Origin of the sequence: Methylorubrum rhodinum (genome assembly GCF_014199935.1) — a bacterium.
Taxonomy (GTDB): Bacteria; Pseudomonadota; Alphaproteobacteria; order Rhizobiales; family Beijerinckiaceae; genus Methylobacterium; species Methylobacterium rhodinum.
This window is the reverse complement of record NZ_JACHOP010000001.1, coordinates 199,470-218,354: the sequence shown is the minus strand read 5'-3', so window position 1 is coordinate 218,354 and position 18,885 is coordinate 199,470. Positions and strand designations below refer to the sequence as shown.

Here is an 18,885-nt window from a genome sequence, read left to right as displayed (position 1 = left end):
TCGTTCCATCCGATCCCCTCGTCCTGAGACGCCCCTCACGTGAGGGGCGGAGGAATTCCCTTCGCTGCCGCCCCCTCAGCGCGTGCGACACCTCCGAAATTTCGGTAGACGGGCGGCATGAGTGCCGCTCCCCTCGTCCGCTTCGCCCCCTCGCCGACGGGCTTCCTGCATATCGGCAACGCCCGCCCGGCTTTGCTCAACGCGCTCTACGCCCGGCGCCACGGCGGGCGCTTCCTGCTGCGGCTCGACGACACCGACCGGGAGCGCTCGACCCAAGAATTCGCGCAGGCCGTCGAGACCGATCTCGCCTGGCTCGGGGTCGACCCGGACCTGTTCTTCCGCCAGAGCGACCGCACCGCCCTCTACGACGCGGCCGCCGAGCGGCTGAAGGCGGCGGGCCGGCTCTACGCCTGCTACGAGACGCAAGAAGAGCTGGAGCGCCGCCGCAAGCGCCAACTCGGCCGCGGCCAGCCGCCGGTCTACGACCGGGCTGCGCTGAGCCTCACCGCGGCCGACCGCGCCGCGCTGGAGGCCGAGGGCCGGCGCCCGCACTGGCGCTTCCGGCTCGATCACCGCGTCGTCGCCTGGAGCGACCTCGTGCGCGGCGACAGCCACGTCGATTGCGCCTCACTGTCCGACCCCGTGCTGGTGCGGGCCGACGGCAGCTACCTCTACACGTTGCCCTCCGTGGTGGACGACGCCGAGACGGGCGTCACCCACGTGATCCGCGGCGAGGACCACGTCACCAACACCGGCGTGCAGGTGCAGCTGTTCGAGGCGCTGAATGCCCCCGTGCCGGCCTTCGGCCACCACAACCTGCTGACCACGGCGGACGGGGAGGGGCTCTCGAAGCGCCTCGGCCATCTCTCGCTGCGCTCGCTCCGCGAGGCTGGCTACGAGCCGGCGGCCGTGCGCTCGCTCGCGGTGCTGACCGGCTCGGCCGAGGCCGTGCGCCCGGTCGCCACCCTCGACGAGCTGGCGGCGCTCGCCGACCTCGCCCATCTCTCCCGCGCGCCGGCCCGGTTCGACCCGACCGAACTCGATGGCCTCAACGCCCGCCTCGTCCACGACATGCCGTTCTCGGAGGCCAGCGCGCGCCTGACGGCCCTCGGGGTGCCGGAGGAGATTTCCGAACAATTCTGGCTCGCGGTGCGGGCCAACCTCGCCCGCGTCAGCGAGGCCGCCGATTGGTGGCGCGTGGTGACCGGCCCGATGACCCCGGTGGTCCCCGACCCCGCCTTCATCGCCGAGGCCGCCCGCCTGCTGCCTGACGCCCCCTTCGGCCCCGGCACGTGGAAGGCCTGGACCGACGCCGTGAAGGCCGCCACCGGAGCGAAGGGCAAGGCGCTGTTCATGCCACTGCGGTTGGCGCTGACGGGGTTGGAGCATGGGCCGGACCTGACGGGGTTGCTGCCTTTGATTGGGCGGGAGCGGGCGGTGGAGCGGTTAGAGCATGACAGCCTCTAACCAAGGCCAATGATTTGTATAGTGAAAAGATATTATTTGATACATCAATTTCTGTGACTAAATGTTTTCTAAAATATGTTCATTTAACTTAGAGACTCCAATTACTGAAATAGACACCCGGAACAACAACCGTCCAATTTTTCAAATATTTCAAAAACTTGATCCTCGTCGAATAACAAACACAGCTTAGATCCCGCAAATACTTTCAATTCATTCTGAATCATAAATTCTCTATCTATAAAACAAACAACCCAATTATCATAAATCCAGATTGGCAATTCGAACATATCATTGCGCGCAATTTTGTGACCAGACCTGACACGCATCACTACAGACGGCGCAGCAAGAGCTATAGGTAGGATACCATGTATATGGCAATTGCTTCTTCCCATGCGCCTTATAATTCCAGAATTTTCTTCCACAAATTTGTGGTCGATTTATTAAACGAGACGCTAGCTTCGCAGGCAATCCAAGCTTGAGCTTAGTCCTTCTCACCCAAGAGCACCACCGGCGTTTTTAGAAGCATATCATCCGACACTATCCACTTCAGCCTCGATCAGTATGACATCGAGCATGAAGCTGCCGTCCACTTCCACCTCGAAATACCCCCGCACCGCCGCCGGCGCCCCCGCCTGCAACGCCCGAATCATCGCAACATTCGCCGCCGGCGTTCCCATCCGCGCAACCCAGCTCGAAAACTCCATCCTGACACGCCAGCGCTGAACCGCCCCCGGCACGAAGCCGGCCTGCGTCAGCATCGCGCGCCACTCCGCCTCGCCGTAGTCGCGGACATGCGAGGGGTCGCGCAGGAGTTCCCAGGCCTGGAGATGGGTGTCGAGCAGCGGGGAGCCAGGGTGGATGACATCGACGAGGCCGAGGCGGCCGCCGGGCTTGAGCACGCGGTGGGCCTCGCGCAGGGCCGCCGGGACGTCGGCCCAGTGGTGGGCGCTGTAGCGCGTGAGCACCCGGTCGAAGCTCCCATCTGGGAAGGGGAGGGACTCGACCGCGGCGCGGTGCGTGTCGAGGTTGGTCAGGCCGCGCCGGGCGGCCTCCGCCTCCACCGCGTCGAGCATCGCCTGCGACAGGTCGAGGGCGGTGACCGTGCGGACATGCGGGGCGACCGCGTAGGCGACATGGCCGCCGCCGCAGCCGAGATCGAGCACCCGGGCCTGGGGCAAGTCGCGGCAGAGGCCGGCCAGCGCTTCGAGGTCGGCGCCCGCGGAATGGACGGCGCTGGCGACGTAGTCGGCGGCCCGCGCCCCGAACTGGCGGTCGACCTGGGATTCGTGACTGTCGGATCGGCTCATGGCGGCCTCACGAGAGCGGAAGCGGCGGAAGACGGGTCAATCGAAGGGCGACGAGGAGAGCGGCCACGTAGAGACTGGCAAAGAAACCGGCCACGCCGGACCAGCCGTAATGCAGGAAGAACCAGCCCCCGGCGGTGCCGAGCAGCGACGAGCCGAGATAATATAGGCAGAGATAGATCGCCGAGGCCTGGGCCCGGTCGCTCGACGCGCGCCGCCCGACCCAGCTCGACGCCACCGAATGCGACCCGAAGAAGCTCACGGTGACGACGACGATGCCGAGGATGATGAGGATGAGGCTTTCCGCCATCGTCAGGGCGATGCCGACGAGGCCGAGCAGGATCGCGAGCCACAACACCTTGCGCCGCCCGAGCACGCTCGCGACGTGGCCGGTGAGCGCCGAACTCGCGGTGCCGGCGAGGTAGACCACGAAGATCAGGCCGATCGCCGTCTGGCTCAGCGAGTAGGGCGGATCGAGCAGGCGGAAGCCGATGTAGTTGTAGACGCAGACGAACCCGCCCATCAGCAGGAACGGCGCCAGGAACAGCCACGGCAGGCCGGCATCGGAAAAATGGTGGGTGAAGGTGCCGGGCACCTCGCGCCAGCGCATCCGGTGCGCCCGGAATCGTTGGGAGGCCGGCAGGGCGAACTGGAAGGCGACCGCCGCCAGCAGCGCCAGCACGCCGATGGTGCCGAGCCCCCAGCGCCAGGAGGCGTGATCGGCGATGACGCCCGCCAGCAGCCGCCCGACCATGCCGCCGAGCGCGTTGCCGCCGATCAGCAGCCCCATCGACAGGCCGATGGCGCGGCCGTGCATCTCCTCGCTCAAATAGGCCATCGCCACCGCGGGGAGGCCGCTGGCGGCAAGGCCGGTGAGCGCCCGCAGGATGAGGAAGCCGTGCCAGTCCGGCATCAGCACCGCGGCGATGGTGAGCAGCGCCGAGGCGAACAGGGAGGCGGTCATCACCGGCTTGCGGCCGAACACTTCCGACAACGGGCTGACGACGAGGAGCGCGATGGCGAGCGTCGCGCAGGGCAGCGACAGGGCGAGGCTGCTCTCGGCGGGCGAGACGTGGAAGTTATCGGCGAAGACGGGGAGGAGGGGCTGCACGCCGTAGAGCACGGCGAAGGTGGAGAACCCGGCGGCGAACAGCGCCAAGGTCGCCCGGCGAAAGGCCGGCGTGCCGGCTTCGATCAACCGGGCTTCATCCATGATGCCGTGTCCTCAACGAAAAAACCCTCCCCCCTATGCGGGGGAGGGTGCTTGCGGAGCAAGCGGGTGAGGGGAGCGCGCTTTCCGGAAACGTCGCTCCCCGCACCCGACCCGCTTCGCGGGCCACCCTCTCCCGCGGAGGGGAGAGGGTTGACCGTTGGCGACGTTACTGCGGCGGGGCTGCCGGCTGCTGCCCATCCGCCTGCTGCTGGAGCAGCGGAGTGATGCGACGGACCGTGACGCGGCGGTTGTCGCGGTTGGCTTCTTGCGTGTTCACCTTCAGGTACTGCTCGCCGTAGCCCTGCGTGGTCAGGTTCTCCGGCGGCACCTGGAAGTTCTGCGTCAGCACCGCGGCGACAGACTGGGCACGGCGGTCGGAGAGCGACAGGTTGTCGACCTCCGCACCGACGGCGTCGGTGTAGCCCTCGATCAGGAACACCTCCTGCGGGTTGGCCTTGACCGTCTGGTTGATCGCCGCGGCGATGCTCGACAGGCGCTGGGCCTGATCGGGCGTCACGGTGAACGACCCGGATTCGAACGTGATCGTGTTGATGTCGACGCTCGGCATCCGGGCGCGCAGTTGCGGCGAGTAGCGCACCTGATCCAGGGTGTAGCGCCGGTCCACCGCCTGCACCGGCGGGGCGGAGAGCGCCTGATAGACCTGGCGCTCGTCGGCCCGCTCGTAATCGACGATGTAGCGATCCCGCGGGATGCGGATGTCCGGCGGCGGCAGGTCGACGACGTCCTCGTAGACCGGCCGCGGCGCGCCGCCATAGGCGTTGTTGATCAGGAACACCTCGCGCCCGTCGCTGTAGCGGCGGGAGCGGCGCAGCAGGCGCCCGTCGTCGTCCACCACGGTGACGATCTGGCCGCCCGCCGGGCTGTCGACGTAGCTGTAGACCTCGCCGCCGCGGCGCTCGCTGCGATAGCCGCGACCGCCGTAGATCGTGCGGAAGCGCTCGTTCTCGTCGTGGCGGATGAAGTAGCCGTCGCGGTCGCGCACGATGATGCGGCCCGGCTCGCGGTAATAGGTGCGGCCGTCCACGTCGTACTCGCGCCGGTCGCGCCGGATGGTGTCGTAGTCGCGGATGCGGTCGTCGTCGTCGCGGAACCCGCCGGGGATGTAGGCCGGCGTGCCGGGCACGTTGAAGCGGTCGCGGCCACCGGGCCGGTCGTCACGGCCGTAGCGATCATCCCGCCGGTCGTCGCGGCCATAGCGTTCGTCCCGGTCGCGGCCATCGCGGCCGTAGCGATCATCGCGGTCGCGTCCGTCCCGGCCGAAGCGGTCGTCGCGGTCACGCCCGTCGCGGCGGTCGTCGTCGAGGCGGCCGTCGCGCCCGCCCGGCTGGTAGCCCGGCTGGCCGGGCTGGAGCGCCCCCGGCTGGCCCGGCTGACCCGGCTGCTGCGCGTTCGGCGGCGTGCCGGGCGGCTGCACCGGGCGACCCGGAACGCCGGGCTGCTGGTTCGGGGCCACGGGGCGGCCGGGCACACCCGGCTGCTGGTTCGGCGGCGTCGCCGGGTTAGCGCCGGGCTGACCCGGACGGCCGGGCTGGTCGGCGTTCGGCGGGGTACCGGGCGGCTGGACCGGGCGGCCCGGAACGCCGGGGCGCTGGTTCGGCGGCGCGTCGGCATCGCGCCCGCCGCGGTTCGGTCCGTCGCGGTCGGGCTTGCCGTCGCCGTCACGGTCGGGCCTGCCGTCACGATCTGGCTTGGCGGCGCCCGGCGCGTCGCGGCCCGGACGGTCCGGGGTCGCATCGCGGCCGGGGCGGTCGGGCTTGTCCGGTGTGGCGTCGCGGCCGGGCCGGGCCGGGCCGTCGCGGTCGGGCTTGCCATCACGGTCAGGCTTGGCGGCATCGGGCTTGGCCGGCGCGTCGCGGCCGGGACGATCCGGGGTCGCGTCGCGGCCGGGACGGTCGGGCTTGTCCGGTGTGGCGTCGCGACCGGGGCGAGCCGGCGCATCGCGGTCCGGCGCGCGGTCGCGGGCAGCTGGCGGCGTCGGCCGGTCGGGGCGATCCGGCACATCGCGGTCGGGACGGGTGGGGGCGGCGGGACGCTCCGGCCGCTCGGGGCGATCCGGACGCTCGGGCCTGTCGGGGCGCTCGCGGGCGGCCGGCGGGGCGGCGCGCTCGGCGGGCGAGGGACGCTCTGCGGGCGAAGGACGGTCGGGTCGCTCGGGGCGATCGGGCCGCTCGCGCGCGGCCGGCGGCGCACGCTCGGGCTGGGCCTGCCGCGGCTCCGGCCGCTCGCGCGGCTCGGGGCGCTCGCGACCGCCGCCGCCGCCGCCGGGACCGCCCGGTCCGCCGCGCTCCATCCCGCCGGGTCCTCCGGGGCCTCCCGGCCCGCCACGGCCACCGCCGGGTCCGCCGCCCGGCCCGTCGGGATCGCCTCGCTGCGCCAGTTCGATCCGCCCGGTGGCGGCCTCGCCCAGGGAGCGTGCGAAGGACAAATCCGACAGGAGGAGGGCCGGCAGAATCGTACCGGTCAGGAGCAGAGAGCGGGTGATCCGCATGTAGGACGGCCTCGTGAAACGCGATCGGCGGTTCCGAACAGTGTCGGGCCGATATGGTTCCCGATCACGAGACGTCAAACTTTCAAGTCGAGGCCGGCTCTCCACATCGATCCGTGTGGCGATACTCGCCGCATGGATCGAATAACCGCGCCATCAGGGCGTGGGCGGAACCGGGACGAGGCCGGGGACGATGACGCGGATGGCGCTGCCGCGGGCCTCGCCCGTCGAGCCGGTGGCGTCCGCGGCGGCGGCCTCGGGGGCCGTCGTCGCTACGCCCTCGCGGTTGGCGGCATCGGCGGCGAGCGAGGCCGCTGTCCGGTCGGCGCGGCCGACGAGCGTCAGGCGCACCTTCGGGGCGCGCGACAGCCGCTCGGCGGTCATCGGCGTGACGAAGATGTCGCCCTTGTGCCGCACCAGCATGCTCTCGGCCTTGGCGAGCGACTGCGCCCAGCTCTGCCCCTCCTTCTTGCAGGAGCAGTTCGAGACGAAACTGGTGCGGAACTTGAACGCCGTCGGCGTCGCGGCGTAGGCGCGGCTGCCCTTCAGGGTCGCGGCGTATTTCAGCGCATCGTCGCCGTGCGGCATCGAGTAGGCGAGCGACTCGGTGCCGGGGCAGAGCGCCTGGCACATCTCGTCGGCACCCTCGCGCCCGTCGGGGAGGTTCGCCATCGGGAAGTAGGAACCGTCGCAGGTCTTGACGCAGATCACCTGCGGGCCGCCCCGCGCGGTCTGGGCGCCGCCCACACGGGCCTCCTGGCCGGCCTCGGGCATCACGCCGGAGCAGGCGTTCGACACCGCGGCCACGAGCTGGCGGCGGCGGGCCGCCACCACCTCGCCGTCGCCGCCGCCATAGGTGGCGTTGAGCGAGCGGATCCGGGCCTCGACCGCCCCGCATTGCGGCGGCCGGGTATCGAAGAACAGGAACTTCCCGCCCTCGCAATTGAGGCTGCGATAGTACGATTCGAGCCGCGACACCTCGCTCTGGAGCGCGGCGGCCGTGGAGGCGCTGGCGTTCAGGTTGGCGAGTTCGGTCTTGTAGCGCTGGCACGCCCAGACATCGCCCGCGGCGGCCGAGCCGCCTTGAGCGAGGACGAGGCCTGAGACCGCGACGAGGGCGGCGAAGGCACGGCGAAGCTGCGGTCCGATCAGCGGCATGGGGCGGATGCTGGGATCTCGGGCAGGGGGTCGCGGGAGACGGCCGGGCCGGTGCGCGACGGCTTGAGGCACCTCACACCTGTGTTAGCGCCCCTCGCCGCCGGGGGACAGGGACACCATGTGTTTACGGCCAGGCTTTGAGGGGATTGCGTCGATGATGTGGCTCGGGGGCACCATGGAAAACACACGGATGTTGCTCGCGGCGGCCTGCCTCGCCGCGGCACTGGTGCCGGGGGCGGCCGGCGCCGCGGAGGATCCGGACCGGATCTTCGACAAGTCGACGGTGTGGCGCCCGCTGACGCCCAACGACAAGCTCGTGGTCTACGGCATCGACGATCCCGACGTCTCGGGCATCGCCTGCTGGTACACCCAGCCGGAGAAGGGCGGCATCAAGGGCACGCTGGGGCTGGCCGAGGACGTCTCCGACATCTCGCTCTCCTGCCGCCAGACCGGGCCAGTGCAGTTCAAGGACAAGGTCAAGCAGGGGGACGTGGTGTTCAGCGAGCGGCGCTCGCTGATCTTCAAGTCGATGCAGATCGTGCGCGGCTGCGACGCCAAGCGCAACACGCTGATCTACATGGTGTATTCGGACAAGGTGGTGCAGGGCTCGCCCAAGAACTCCACCTCCAGCGTGCCCCTGGCGCCGTGGGGGACGGAGGCGCCGCAGAAGTGTGCGGACTTCGTGAAGTAGAACATCTTTTTACATCTCACCGCCGTCATTCCGGGGCGCCGCAGGCGAACCCGGAATCCACGACTGGGCGCGACGCCTTCAACAGCCGCGCATCACGGGTGGATTCCGGGTTCCGCTGCGCGGCCCCGGAATGACGGTCGAGAGTTTAGGAAATCCGGGCAGCGATGCCGGACACATCGAGCCTTTGCTCGCGGCCCCTGCCCGCGTCGAGTTGTTCGATGCCTTCCCGCAGCCGCGCCGCGTTCGCGGGGGTGCCGAGCAGGTGCATCGTCTCGCGCAGGCGTTCGAGTTGGGCAAGCGGGATAATCGCCAGATCCTCGCGGTCGCGGCGCGAAACCACGAGTTCGGTGCGGTCGGCCTCGACCCGGTCGAGATGCTCGGCGAGGTGACGCCGCAACTCCGTCAACCCGACCCGAGCCATGGCTGTCCTCCGATCCGCAACCGTTCCGCTGCGGATCGGGCAAAGGCCGCCCGGAGAGGCCGCAAGCGGCGGGCGAGCACCGAAAAAGAATCAGTCCTGGCAGGTGATGCGCAGCGGGCGGGCGGCGGTCGGGGCCGGGATCGGGGTGGCCGGGATGGCGCCGGTATACTCGTCCTGGGCGGCGACGCCGTAATTGACCGCGCTGGCGTAGCCTTGCGCCTCGCACCACGCATTGGCGACCACCTGGCCGCACTCACTCGGGCCGCCGCTGAGGCACTCGCCGACGCCGTAGCCTTCTTCCGCCGGGATCAGGAACGTCTTCTCGACATGCGCGCGGGCCGGAGCAGCCGGTTCGCCGGCGAGCGCCTGGGGCGCGGCCGAGGCCAGGGCGAGGGCGAGGAGGGCGGCGACCGGACGGCGCATGGTGGAAACCTTGTTAACGGGTTCGCTCGGTTGCGGAGTGTTCGGACGGCTCGGTAAACAAATCCTTGCACCGACCGGTCACGGCTGCTTGAGCCGTGACGCGGGGGCGGCCGTTCTCGAATTCCTCACGGTTCTGGGTTAGCTCATGCCCGGACCGGCGACCGTCGCGGCGTTGCAACAGCGGGCGGCTGCGGGTCCGGCGGCAATGTGGCGGCACTTCCCGAGAGGAGCCCGAACACGCTGCGGCGCAACGAGAAACCGAGGACGGCGCCTCGCCGTCGCGAAGGCCGGACGGTTCCGGCGGGACCCCTTCGATGACCCCGATGTTGCGGCTCTACAACACGCTGACCCGCGAGAAGGCGGCCTTCCAGCCGATCGATCCAGCCCATGTGCGGATGTATGCCTGCGGGCCGACGGTCTACGACGCGGCCCATATCGGCAACGCCCGGCCGATCATCGTCTTCGACCTGTTATTTCGCCTGCTGCGCCACCTCTACGGGCCGGGCCACGTCACCTACGCCCGCAACGTCACGGACGTGGACGACAAGATCAATGCCCGCGCGGCGGAGCGCGGCATCACCATCCGTGAACTCACCGACGGCACGCTGGCGCAGTTCCACGCCGACATCCGCGCGCTCGGCGTGCTGATGGCCGACGACGTGAATGTTTCGGGCGAGCGCCCCCGCTTCGTCGAGCCGCGGGCGACCGACCATATCGGCGAGATGCACCGGCTGATCGAGGGGCTGGTGAGCGCCGGCCACGCCTACGTCGCGGAAGGCCACGTGCTGTTCGACGTGCCGTCGATGGCCGATTACGGCGCGCTCTCGAAGCGACCGCTCGACGAGATGGAGGCCGGCGCCCGCGTCGAGGTCGCGCCCTACAAGCGCTCGCCCCTCGATTTCGTGCTGTGGAAGCCGTCAAAAGCGGGCGAGCCGTCCTGGCCGTCTCCCTGCGGGATCGACTTAGCCGGGCGCCCCGGCTGGCACATCGAGTGCTCGGCGATGTCGTGGAAGCATCTCGGCGAGACCTTCGACATCCATGCCGGCGGCATCGACCTGATCTTCCCCCATCACGAGAACGAGGTGGCGCAGTCCCGCTGCTGCTTCGGCACGAGCGTGATGGCCAACGTCTGGCTCCACAACGGCTTCCTGCAGGTCGAGGGGGAGAAGATGTCGAAGTCGCTCGGCAACTTCATCACCATCGGGCAGGTGCTGGCCGACTGGCCGGGCGAGGTGGTGCGCCTCAACATGCTCAAGACGCATTACCGCCAGCCGATCGACTGGACGCTGCGCGGCCTGGAGGAATCCGGCCGGATGCTGGAGCGCTGGTACGACGCGGCCGGCGAGGCCGCGCCGTCGGAGACCGTGCCGGAGCGCGTCATCGAGGCCCTGTGCGACGATCTCAACACCCCCTCGGCCCTCGGCGAGTTGCATCGGCTCGCGGGCGCCGACGCTCCGGCGCTCAAGGCGGCGGCCGGGGTGATGGGCTTTCTCGGCGAGACCAAGGCGCAGCGCGAGGCCGCCCGCGTCAACGCGGCGGGGGTCGACGTCGCCAAGGTCGAGGCGCTGATCGCCGAGCGCAAGGCGGCCCGGGCCGCCAAGGACTGGGCGGCCTCCGACCGGGTGCGCGATGCGCTGGCCGCGATGGGCGTTGCCTTGAAGGACAACAAGGACGGCACCACCACCTGGACGGTGGCGGGCTGAGGCCCCTTACGGCGCCGCCTCGGCCGGCGGCGTCTCCCCGCCCTCTTGCTTCAGGCGCTTGCGGTACTGCATGGCGCCGAAGGGGATGATGCAGAGATAGCCGAGGCCGACCGCGGCGAGCGTCTCGAACGGGAACGAGATCACGAGGCCGAAGGCCACCACCACCACGAGGAAGATCGGCAGCACGAGGTCGCGCGAGACGCGCTTGCCCCAGGTCTTGCCGGAAAAGGTCGGCACGGTGGAGACCACGAGCAGCGCGATGACCAACTCGTAGATCAGGATCAGCACCGTGCTCCATTGCGGGAACGGAACGCCGAGGAAGTGCAGGTAGAGCGGCAACATGCCGGTGAGCGCGCCCGCGGGCGCGGGCATGCCGACGAAGTAGTCCTTCTTCCACTCGGGCCGGTTCGGGTCGTCGAGCATCGCGTTGAAGCGGGCGAGCCGCAGGCACATGGCGATGGCGAAGACGAGGGCGACGATCCAGCCGACCTGCTTCAGGTTGTGCAGGGCGAAGCTGTAGAGGATCAGCGCCGGGGCGCAGCCGAAGTTGACGAAGTCGGCCAGCGAATCGAGTTCCGCCCCGAAGCGCGAGGTGCCCTTGAGCAGGCGCGCCACCCGCCCGTCGATCCCGTCGAGACCGGCGGCGACCACCACGGCCAGCACCGCGGGCTCGAACCGGCCCTCGAAGGCCAGCCGGATCGCGGTGAGCCCAAGGCAGAGCGCCAGGAGCGTGATCATGTTCGGCGCGATCATCCGGAACGGCACCGGGCGGAAGCGCCGCGGGCGGTCGTTGGGATCGGGCGCGAAGGGCGGGAAGAGATCGTCCATGTCGCCTCTTACTCGGCTCGTTCGGCTGCGGTCAGATACGGCGGAAGGCCCGCTCTGGGCCACCCCCGAGATCGGCCAGCACCGTCTCGCCCGCCACCGCCTTCTGGCCGAGGCCGACGAGGATGCGGGTGCCGACGGGGAGGTAGACGTCGACCCGCGAGCCGAAGCGGATCAGGCCGAAGCGCTCGCCGACCTGCTTGGTCTCGCCCGCCGAGACGAAGCCGACGATGCGGCGCGCCACGAGGCCGGCGATCTGCACCACGCCGATCCGCAAGGCTTGCCCGCGATGGGTCGTCTCCATGACGAGGCCGTTGCGCTCGTTGTCCTCGCTCGCCTTGTCGAGTTCGGCGTTGAGGAACAGGCCGGGCGTGTAGTGGATCTGCCCGATCTTGCCGGTCACCGGCACGCGGTTCACGTGGCAGTCGAACACGTTCATGAACACCGAGATGCGCAGCATCGGCTCGTGCGACAGGTCGAGTTCGGGCGGGGGCAGCACGGTCGAGATCAGGTTCACCCGCCCGTCGGCGGGCGACACGATCAGGCCGTCGCCGACCGGCACGACGCGCTCGGGATCGCGGAAGAAGTAGCAGACCCACAGCGTCAGGATGAGGAACACCCAGGCGAAGAACTGCGAGAACAGCCCGGCGCCGACGGTGAGCACGATGCCGATCAGGATGAAGGGATAGCCCTCCTTGTGGATCGGCACGAGCGTCCGGCGGATCGTCTCGATGAGGTCGGTCATGGCTTCGCGGGGTTTTCGGCGTGCGGTTGCCCGCGCCGGATGGCAGGGGCCCGCGCGCCCGTCAACCGGAGGCCTCGTTCGGCGGCACGCCGCATCGCACGGCCGCGAGCGCCGGGACAGCCGCCGGCTCGAACAGGCGGAAGGTGCGCCGCCCGGCCGCCTTGGCGGCGTAGAGGGCGGTGTCGGCCTGCGCGAACAGGTCGCCGGCCTCCGGCCCCGACTCCGCGACCGAGATGGCGACCCCAACCGAGGCGCCGAGGCGGTAGCGCCGGCCTTCGTGGTCGACCGGGCGACCCAGCACCTCGACGATCCGCTGCGCCAGGGCCGCGGCGTCGCTCGGCCGGAGGCGCTCGTCGAGGACGGCCGCGAACTCGTCGCCGCCGAGCCGCACCACGAGGGTGCCCCGGCGACAAGTGCGCATAAGCCGCTGGCCCGCCTCGCGCAGACAGACATCGCCCGCCGGATGCCCGAATGCGTCGTTGATCGCCTTGAAGCCGTCGAGGTCGATCAGGAACAGCGTGCCGACCGCCGTGCGTAGCCGCGCGTCGAAGCGGGCGCGGTTGGCGAGCCCCGTCAGCGCGTCGGTCTCTGCCAGGTGACGGGTGCGCTCCAGCAGCAGGATTTCGTCGGTCACGTCCTGCTTGAGGCCGAACAGCCGCACCGGCACGCCGTCGCGGTGATCGACCGTCGCGGTGAGCCGCAGCCAGCGCTGCCGCCCGTCGGGCAGGCGGATCGCGGCGTCGAGCCGAAACCCGGTCCCATCCGCCAGCGCCCGGTCCCGCAGCCGCGTCAGCCTCTCACGGCACTCCGGCAGGTATTGCGCGATGATGGTGCGACGATCGAGCAGGACGCCGTAGGGGATGCCGAACAGGTCGTAGACGCCGCGGGTCCAGCGCAGGCCGTCATCGGGGAGGCGGCACTCCCACAAGCCCAACCCGGCGGCCTGCATTGCCCGATCGCCGAGGGCGTCCATGTGCAGGGCGTCCTGCTGGGCCGCGATGATGGCCGCCTGGATGCGGAGTTGCAGGCGCAGGCGATCGAGTTCGGCGGCGTCGTAACCTTCGTGATTTCCACCAATCCTCGGAGCGTCGGGCATCGATGAGGACCGTCCGGGTTCGGCGCCGTCGCGGCGGGTCGTCGCTGCGAAGCTTGAGACGACTCAAATGACGATCAACGAGCCGAATTCATCCCCTCCACAGTAGATTGTTCACGTTGGCGTGAACATTCCACCGTACGTCACCCGACCGGCTGCGGTTCCATCGCAGAACGAGCGCCGAGCGCCCGCTCATCCTCGGCGCGCTTGAGCGCCTCCCGCGCCGCGTCCGCCTGCCGCTGCCGGTCCCAGAGAGCGGCGTAGACGCCGCCGCGGGCGAGCAGGCTCGCATGATCGCCCCGCTCGACGACGCGGCCGTGATCGAGCACCAGAATCTCGTCGGCGTTGACCACCGTCGAGAGGCGGTGGGCGATCACCAGGGTGGTGCGGCCCTGGCTGACCCGGTCCAAAGCCGCCTGGATCTCGCGCTCGGTGAACGAATCGAGCGCCGAGGTCGCCTCGTCGAGGACGAGGATCGGCGGGCTCTTGAGGATGGTGCGGGCGATGGCGACGCGCTGCTTCTCGCCGCCCGACAGCTTCAGGCCGCGCTCGCCCACCGGGGTCTCGTAGCCCTCGGGCAGGCTCTCGATGAAGCGGTCGATCTGGGCCAGCCGCGCGGCCTCGCGCACCTCCGCCTCGGTGGCATCCCAGCGGCCATAGCGGATGTTGTAGCCGATGGTATCGTTGAACAGCACCGTGTCCTGCGGGACCATGCCGATGGCCGCCCGCAGGGAATCCTGGCGGACATTCGCGATGTCCTGCCCGTCGATGGTGATGCGCCCGCTCTGCGGCTCGTAGAAGCGGAACAGCAGGCGCGACAGCGTCGACTTGCCCGCCCCCGAGGGGCCGACGATGGCGACCGTGCGGCCGGCCGGCACCTCGAACGAGACGCCGCGCAGGATCGGCCGCTCCGGGATGTAGGCGAAGCGCACGTCCTCGAACCGCACGGTCCCGGCCGGGACCGCGAGCGCCGGGGCACCGGGGCGGTCGGCGATCTCGGGGTTGCGGTCGATGATGCGGAACATGTCGTCGATGTCGACGAGCGCCTGTTTGATCTCGCGGTAGATCATGCCCATGAAGTTGAGCGGCATCGAGAGCTGCACCAGCATCGTGTTGACCAGCACGAAACCGCCGATGGTGGTGCGCCCGGCCATGATGTCCCGTGCGGCCAGCGCCATCACCGCCGTCATGCCGAGGGTGAAGATCACGGCCTGTCCGGCGTTCAGCACCGCGAGCGAGACGTAGGTCTGGGTCGAGGCCTTTTCGTAGGTCGCCATCGAGGCGTCGTAGCGGGCGGTCTCACGGCCTTCGGCGCCGAAGTACTTCACCGTCTCGTAGTTCAGGAGCGAATCGACCGCCTTCGTTGTGGCGTCGGTGTCGGAGTTGTTCATCCGGCGGCGGATGCCGATGCGCCACTCGGTCGCCTTCCACGTGAAGCCGAGATAGGCCGCGATCATGGTCGCGACGACGGCCGAGTAGAGCCAGTCGAACTCCCACGCGAGGATGCCGAGCACCAGGGCGAGCTCGACGATGGTCGGTACCAGCGTCAGCACCATCAGGCGCGACAGTTCCTCGATGCCGTTGCGGCCCCGCTCCAGCACGCGGGTGAGGCCGCCAGTCTTGCGCTCCAGGTGGAAGCGCAAGCTGAGGCGGTGCATGTGCTCGAAGGTCAGCAGCGCGAGGCGGCGCACGGCGTGCATCGCCACTTTGGCGAACAGCCCGTCGCGCACCTGCGTCATCGCCGCCATGGCGACCCGCGACAGGCCGTAGAGGCCGATCAAGACGAACGGCGCCGAGATCAGCCCCGCCGGAACGGCCGCGGGCGCGCTCTTGTCGGTCGCCGCCACCAGCGCGTCGGTCGCCCACTTGAAGGTGAAGGGCATCACCATCGTGGCGGCCTTGGCCAGCATCAGCAGGCCGAAGGCAAGGAAGATGCGACGCTGGAGATCGCCCCGGCCGTGCGGCCAGAGATGGGGCCACAGGCGCCGGTAGGTGGCCAGGAGGCCGGGTCGTTCGAGCGGCGCGGACGCGCTCGGCGCCGCCGGCTCGGATGCGGTTGCCATGATCGGTTCGGGAAGCGGATGCCAGGGTGACGGCCCGGACGCGAGGGCGTCCCGGACTGTCGATCGCCTGCATATAGGCCTCGGCACGCGGCCGCGCATCCGGCGCGGGGACGCATGCTGCCATGAGCGAGCCGCTCAGGGAACGCGCGAGCGGCCGGCGGCACGTCTTGGGACGATCACCTCTTCGGACGATCGCCGTTCCGTGCCGAGCATCCCCTCGCCCCGCGTGCGGTGACGGAGGGAACGGCGGCATCCGGCGAGACACCATCATGCGTGGCCACGCCGACGAAGCGCGGCGAGGGGATCAGGTTCTCTTGGGCGCTGGATTGTCCGCCGCGGCGGGCGCATCCTTCGGCAGCACAAAAATCTGGCCCGGATAGATCAGGTCGGGATCGCGGATCTGCTCCTGGTTGGCGTCGTAGATCACCGTGTAGCGGTTGCCCTTGCCGTAGGTGCGCCGGCTTATCTGCCACAGGCTGTCGCCGCGGGTGATGCGCGCGGTGCTGATCTCGGGCACGAACACGGTGCCGGCACTCGGGCCCGGCACCTCCGCCATCCGCCCGGCCTCGGGCGGCGCGGCGCTCTCGGGCAGCTTGGGCGCGAGGGCCGCCGCCGCGGCGCCGTCGGTGGCGGGTTTCGGCGCACCGACGCCGGTGCCGGCCGCGACGGAGGGCGTGCCGGGCGTCGCCGTGCCGGAGGAGGGGGCGGCGGGCGGCGGGACGGCGGCCGGATCGCCGGCGAGGCTCGGCGCGGATCGGGTCTCGGGCGAGGCCTGCGACGGGGCCGCCTTGGTCGGGGCCGGCGCACTCGGAGAAGTCGGACCCGTAGCACCCTCCGCCGGGCGCGGGTCGGGCCGCTGCGCCGGGGCTTGCGCCGGCGTTCGACCCGTCGGCGAAGCGCCGGGCCGCGGCTCGGCCACGGAAAGACCTCCGGGCCGGGACGCGCCGCCTTGCGCCTCGGCGGCTCCGGCGCCGCCGGGCCGGCGCTCCTGCATCGTGCCCTCTGCCATCGTCGGCGCGGCCGGCTTCGCGTCCGGTCCGGAGGCCGTCGGGCCCGGCTTCGGCTCGCCCGAAGGTGCGGCCGGCTTCGGGGCGGACGGCACGGCGGCTCCCTCCGCCGGCTTGTGGTCGGCAGCTCTGTGGTCGGCAGCTCTGTGGTCGGTCCTGCTCTCCGCCGCCCTGCGGGCGCCGCTCGCCTCCGCGGCCGGCTTTTCCGCGGTCGCGACCCGCGCCGCGCTCTCGGGATAGGTGAAGGACACCTCGGCCCGCCGCCGCACCTTGCCGCCCGCCGGATCGACCGAGTCGACCCGGATCTGATAGGCCCCCGCCCGCACGCCGCGGCCGATGGTGAAGGCGATCCGCCCGTCCGGGCCGGGCCGCCCGGAGGCTACGAGGGTGTCGTTGAGGTAGAGCCGCAAGGTGCTGTCGAGCGGGGCCTGCGCGGTCACGTCGAGCCGGCCGCCGTCCTGCGCGTCGACGCTGACGATCCGCGGCGCCGCCTCGCGTCCGGCCTGGGCCGCCGCGCCGGAAGCCGGCTTGTCCCTGGCGGATTCCGCCGGCCGCGCCGCATCCCGCGTCGGCGAAGCCCCTGCATCCGGGGTCCGTCCGCCGCCGATACCGGTTCCGCCGCCACTGGATTCGGCCCTGTTCGCCCCGGTACGCCCCGCCTCCCGCCGCTCGGCCGGCTTGCCGGACTCCGCGGGCTTGCCTGGGTCGGTCGCCTTCGCGTCCGCTGCCGCCCTGCCGGGGGGCTCGGCATAGGCGGTGGCGGGACGGCCCGCGCCGGCCTCCGGCGCATCGGGCTGCGACAGCACCCGCGTCGGCGCATCGGGAGCGGAGAGGGCGATCAGCGGCTTGGCGTCGCGCTTCTCGGACACCACCACGGTGACGCTCTCCCGACCGGGCAGGGCCTTGCCGTCGGGCGCGAAAGCCCGCAGCGCGATCTCGCTCGATCCGGGGGGCAGGTCCGGCGGCGTGAGGGCGAACTGGCCCGAGGCGTCGGCGGCGGCGCTGGCATAGGGCTTTCCGTCGCGCAGGAGTTCCACCTTCGCGTTCGGCGCGGTGCGCCCGGCGATGACGCTGGCCCCGTCCGGCTCGACACGCACGATGTCGAAGGCCGGCGCGCCCTCGGCCTCGGCGGGCTTCCGCTCCGGGCTTGCGCCCGGTGCCGTCTCCGGACCGGGGGTTTTCCCTTGCGGCGGCGGCGTGAGAGCGGCAAGAGGGGTGCCCGTCTCCGATCCCGCGGAGGGCGGCTCGGCGGAGGAACCGCCCGCCGTGCTGCGCTTGAGGAGTTCCCCCGTTCCAAACAGCGCCACGACCATGGCGAAGCCGCCGAGCAGGCCCGCGAGCGCGAGCACGATGCCTCGCCGCACTTCAGCCGTCATGGCTCACCGACTCCCGCTCGTCCGCCCCGTGGCGGGCCCGCGCGCTCCTCAAGGACCGCCCGTGCCACCGTCGCCAACCCGTCCCATTCCCGTGACATCTTATCGAACATGAGAAGAACACCAAAGCTCCAACCCGCGCCGCACCGGGATTCATCTGGAAATTCAGCAGTTTTCCGCACGTACGGCGCGGCGGCTTCCCGGCGGGGGGGCCTGTGATGGAGCGCCTCACCTCGGTCTGCGTCTATTGCGGCTCGGGCTTCGGCGGCGATCCGGCCTTCACCGAGGCCGCCCGCACGCTGGGCACGGCGCTCGGCCGCGAGGGCATCGGCCTCGTCTACGGCGGCGGCAATGTCGGCCTGATGGGCACGGTCGCGCAGGCGGCCCTGGAGGCGGGCGGCCACGTCGTCGGCATCATCCCGGACTTCCTGAAGTCGCGCGAGCGCATGCTCGACGCGATCCAGGAGACCATCGTGGTCTCCGACATGCACACCCGCAAGCGGCTGATGTTCGACCGCGCCGACGCCTTCGTGGCCTTGCCCGGCGGCATCGGCACGCTGGAGGAACTCGTCGAGCAGATGACCTGGGCGCAGCTCGGCCAGCATTCCAAGCCGATCCTGCTGCTGTCGGTGAACGGCTTCTGGGACCCGCTGATCACGCTGCTCGACCATATGCGCGGCCACGGCTTCATCCGCGAGGGGCTCGACCTCAACTACCTCGTCGGCGACGATCCCGGCACGGCGGTGGAGATCCTGCGCCGGGCGCTCGCGCAGGCGCAGCCCGCGCCCCAATCCGAAGCCCTGATCGCCAAGCGCTTCTGAGCGGTGCCCGGGTCGACCGAGCCATGAACGCCGGGACGGACGCTGTGACTCCGCAGAGGCTCTCCGGCCCGC

Annotated in this window: 15 protein-coding genes; 4 read left to right on the top strand and 11 right to left on the bottom strand. The window is 70.5% G+C overall.

From position 1 onward, the window contains the following. Positions 1–117 precede the first annotated feature (117 nt). Positions 118–1,467, top strand: coding sequence for a glutamate--tRNA ligase (gene gltX, locus HNR00_RS01000; RefSeq protein WP_183563427.1), 1,350 nt, complete (start codon positions 118–120; stop codon positions 1,465–1,467). Positions 1,468–1,994: 527 nt separating this feature from the next. Here gltX and HNR00_RS00995 read toward each other — a convergent pair. The 4 genes from HNR00_RS00995 to HNR00_RS00980 form a co-directional block, all read right to left on the bottom strand. Continuing rightward, positions 1,995–2,774: a class I SAM-dependent methyltransferase gene (locus tag HNR00_RS00995; protein WP_183563423.1), complete on the bottom strand. Its 780-nt coding sequence runs from the start codon at positions 2,772–2,774 to the stop codon at positions 1,995–1,997. Between the two features lie 7 nt (positions 2,775–2,781). After that, positions 2,782–3,984, bottom strand: a complete 1,203-nt coding sequence (locus HNR00_RS00990) for an MFS transporter (protein WP_210306228.1) — start codon at positions 3,982–3,984, stop codon at positions 2,782–2,784. A 166-nt stretch (positions 3,985–4,150) separates the two neighbouring features. Beyond that, on the bottom strand, positions 4,151–6,493 hold the full coding sequence (locus tag HNR00_RS00985) for an OmpA family protein (protein WP_183563420.1): 2,343 nt from the start codon (positions 6,491–6,493) through the stop codon (positions 4,151–4,153). A 153-nt stretch (positions 6,494–6,646) separates the two neighbouring features. After that, positions 6,647–7,648, bottom strand: a complete 1,002-nt coding sequence (locus HNR00_RS00980) for a DUF2865 domain-containing protein (RefSeq protein ID WP_183563417.1) — start codon at positions 7,646–7,648, stop codon at positions 6,647–6,649. 154 nt (positions 7,649–7,802) lie between these two features. On the opposite strand from HNR00_RS00980, the gene HNR00_RS00975 reads away from it, so the two are divergent. Further along, positions 7,803–8,339: a CreA family protein gene (locus HNR00_RS00975; RefSeq protein ID WP_183563414.1), complete on the top strand. Its 537-nt coding sequence runs from the start codon at positions 7,803–7,805 to the stop codon at positions 8,337–8,339. Positions 8,340–8,484: 145 nt separating this feature from the next. Here the strand turns inward: HNR00_RS00975 and HNR00_RS00970 are convergent, their stop codons facing one another. Both HNR00_RS00970 and HNR00_RS00965 read right to left on the bottom strand, forming a co-directional pair. Continuing rightward, entirely contained in the window at positions 8,485–8,760 is a 276-nt protein-coding gene (locus HNR00_RS00970; RefSeq protein ID WP_183563411.1) for a type II toxin-antitoxin system Phd/YefM family antitoxin, read from the bottom strand. Between the two features lie 90 nt (positions 8,761–8,850). Further along, the gene (locus HNR00_RS00965) at positions 8,851–9,183 is read right to left on the bottom strand and encodes a hypothetical protein (protein ID WP_183563408.1); all 333 of its coding nucleotides are present in this window, start codon (positions 9,181–9,183) and stop codon (positions 8,851–8,853) included. A gap of 314 nt (positions 9,184–9,497) precedes the next feature. On the opposite strand from HNR00_RS00965, the gene cysS reads away from it, so the two are divergent. Next, on the top strand, positions 9,498–10,886 hold the full coding sequence (gene cysS, locus HNR00_RS00960; RefSeq protein ID WP_183563405.1) for a cysteine--tRNA ligase: 1,389 nt from the start codon (positions 9,498–9,500) through the stop codon (positions 10,884–10,886). A 6-nt stretch (positions 10,887–10,892) separates the two neighbouring features. Here cysS and pssA read toward each other — a convergent pair whose 3' ends face one another. The 5 genes from pssA to HNR00_RS00935 all read right to left on the bottom strand — a co-directional run bounded on the left by pssA (position 10,893) and on the right by HNR00_RS00935 (position 17,995). Further along, the gene (pssA, locus tag HNR00_RS00955; protein WP_183563402.1) at positions 10,893–11,714 is read right to left on the bottom strand and encodes a CDP-diacylglycerol--serine O-phosphatidyltransferase; all 822 of its coding nucleotides are present in this window, start codon (positions 11,712–11,714) and stop codon (positions 10,893–10,895) included. Between the two features lie 31 nt (positions 11,715–11,745). Beyond that, positions 11,746–12,456, bottom strand: a complete 711-nt coding sequence (locus tag HNR00_RS00950) for a phosphatidylserine decarboxylase (RefSeq protein WP_183563399.1) — start codon at positions 12,454–12,456, stop codon at positions 11,746–11,748. 61 nt (positions 12,457–12,517) lie between these two features. Then, positions 12,518–13,552: a diguanylate cyclase domain-containing protein gene (locus HNR00_RS00945; protein ID WP_246390142.1), complete on the bottom strand. Its 1,035-nt coding sequence runs from the start codon at positions 13,550–13,552 to the stop codon at positions 12,518–12,520. Positions 13,553–13,692: 140 nt separating this feature from the next. Continuing rightward, positions 13,693–15,612, bottom strand: coding sequence for an ABCB family ABC transporter ATP-binding protein/permease (locus HNR00_RS00940; protein ID WP_183563396.1), 1,920 nt, complete (start codon positions 15,610–15,612; stop codon positions 13,693–13,695). 304 nt (positions 15,613–15,916) lie between these two features. Continuing rightward, positions 15,917–17,995 (bottom strand): LysM peptidoglycan-binding domain-containing protein, encoded by a 2,079-nt coding sequence (locus HNR00_RS00935; RefSeq protein ID WP_246390140.1) that lies wholly within the window; start codon positions 17,993–17,995, stop codon positions 15,917–15,919. Between the two features lie 215 nt (positions 17,996–18,210). On the opposite strand from HNR00_RS00935, the gene HNR00_RS00930 reads away from it, so the two are divergent. After that, positions 18,211–18,813 (top strand): LOG family protein, encoded by a 603-nt coding sequence (locus HNR00_RS00930; RefSeq protein WP_183563393.1) that lies wholly within the window; start codon positions 18,211–18,213, stop codon positions 18,811–18,813. Positions 18,814–18,885 lie beyond the last annotated feature (72 nt).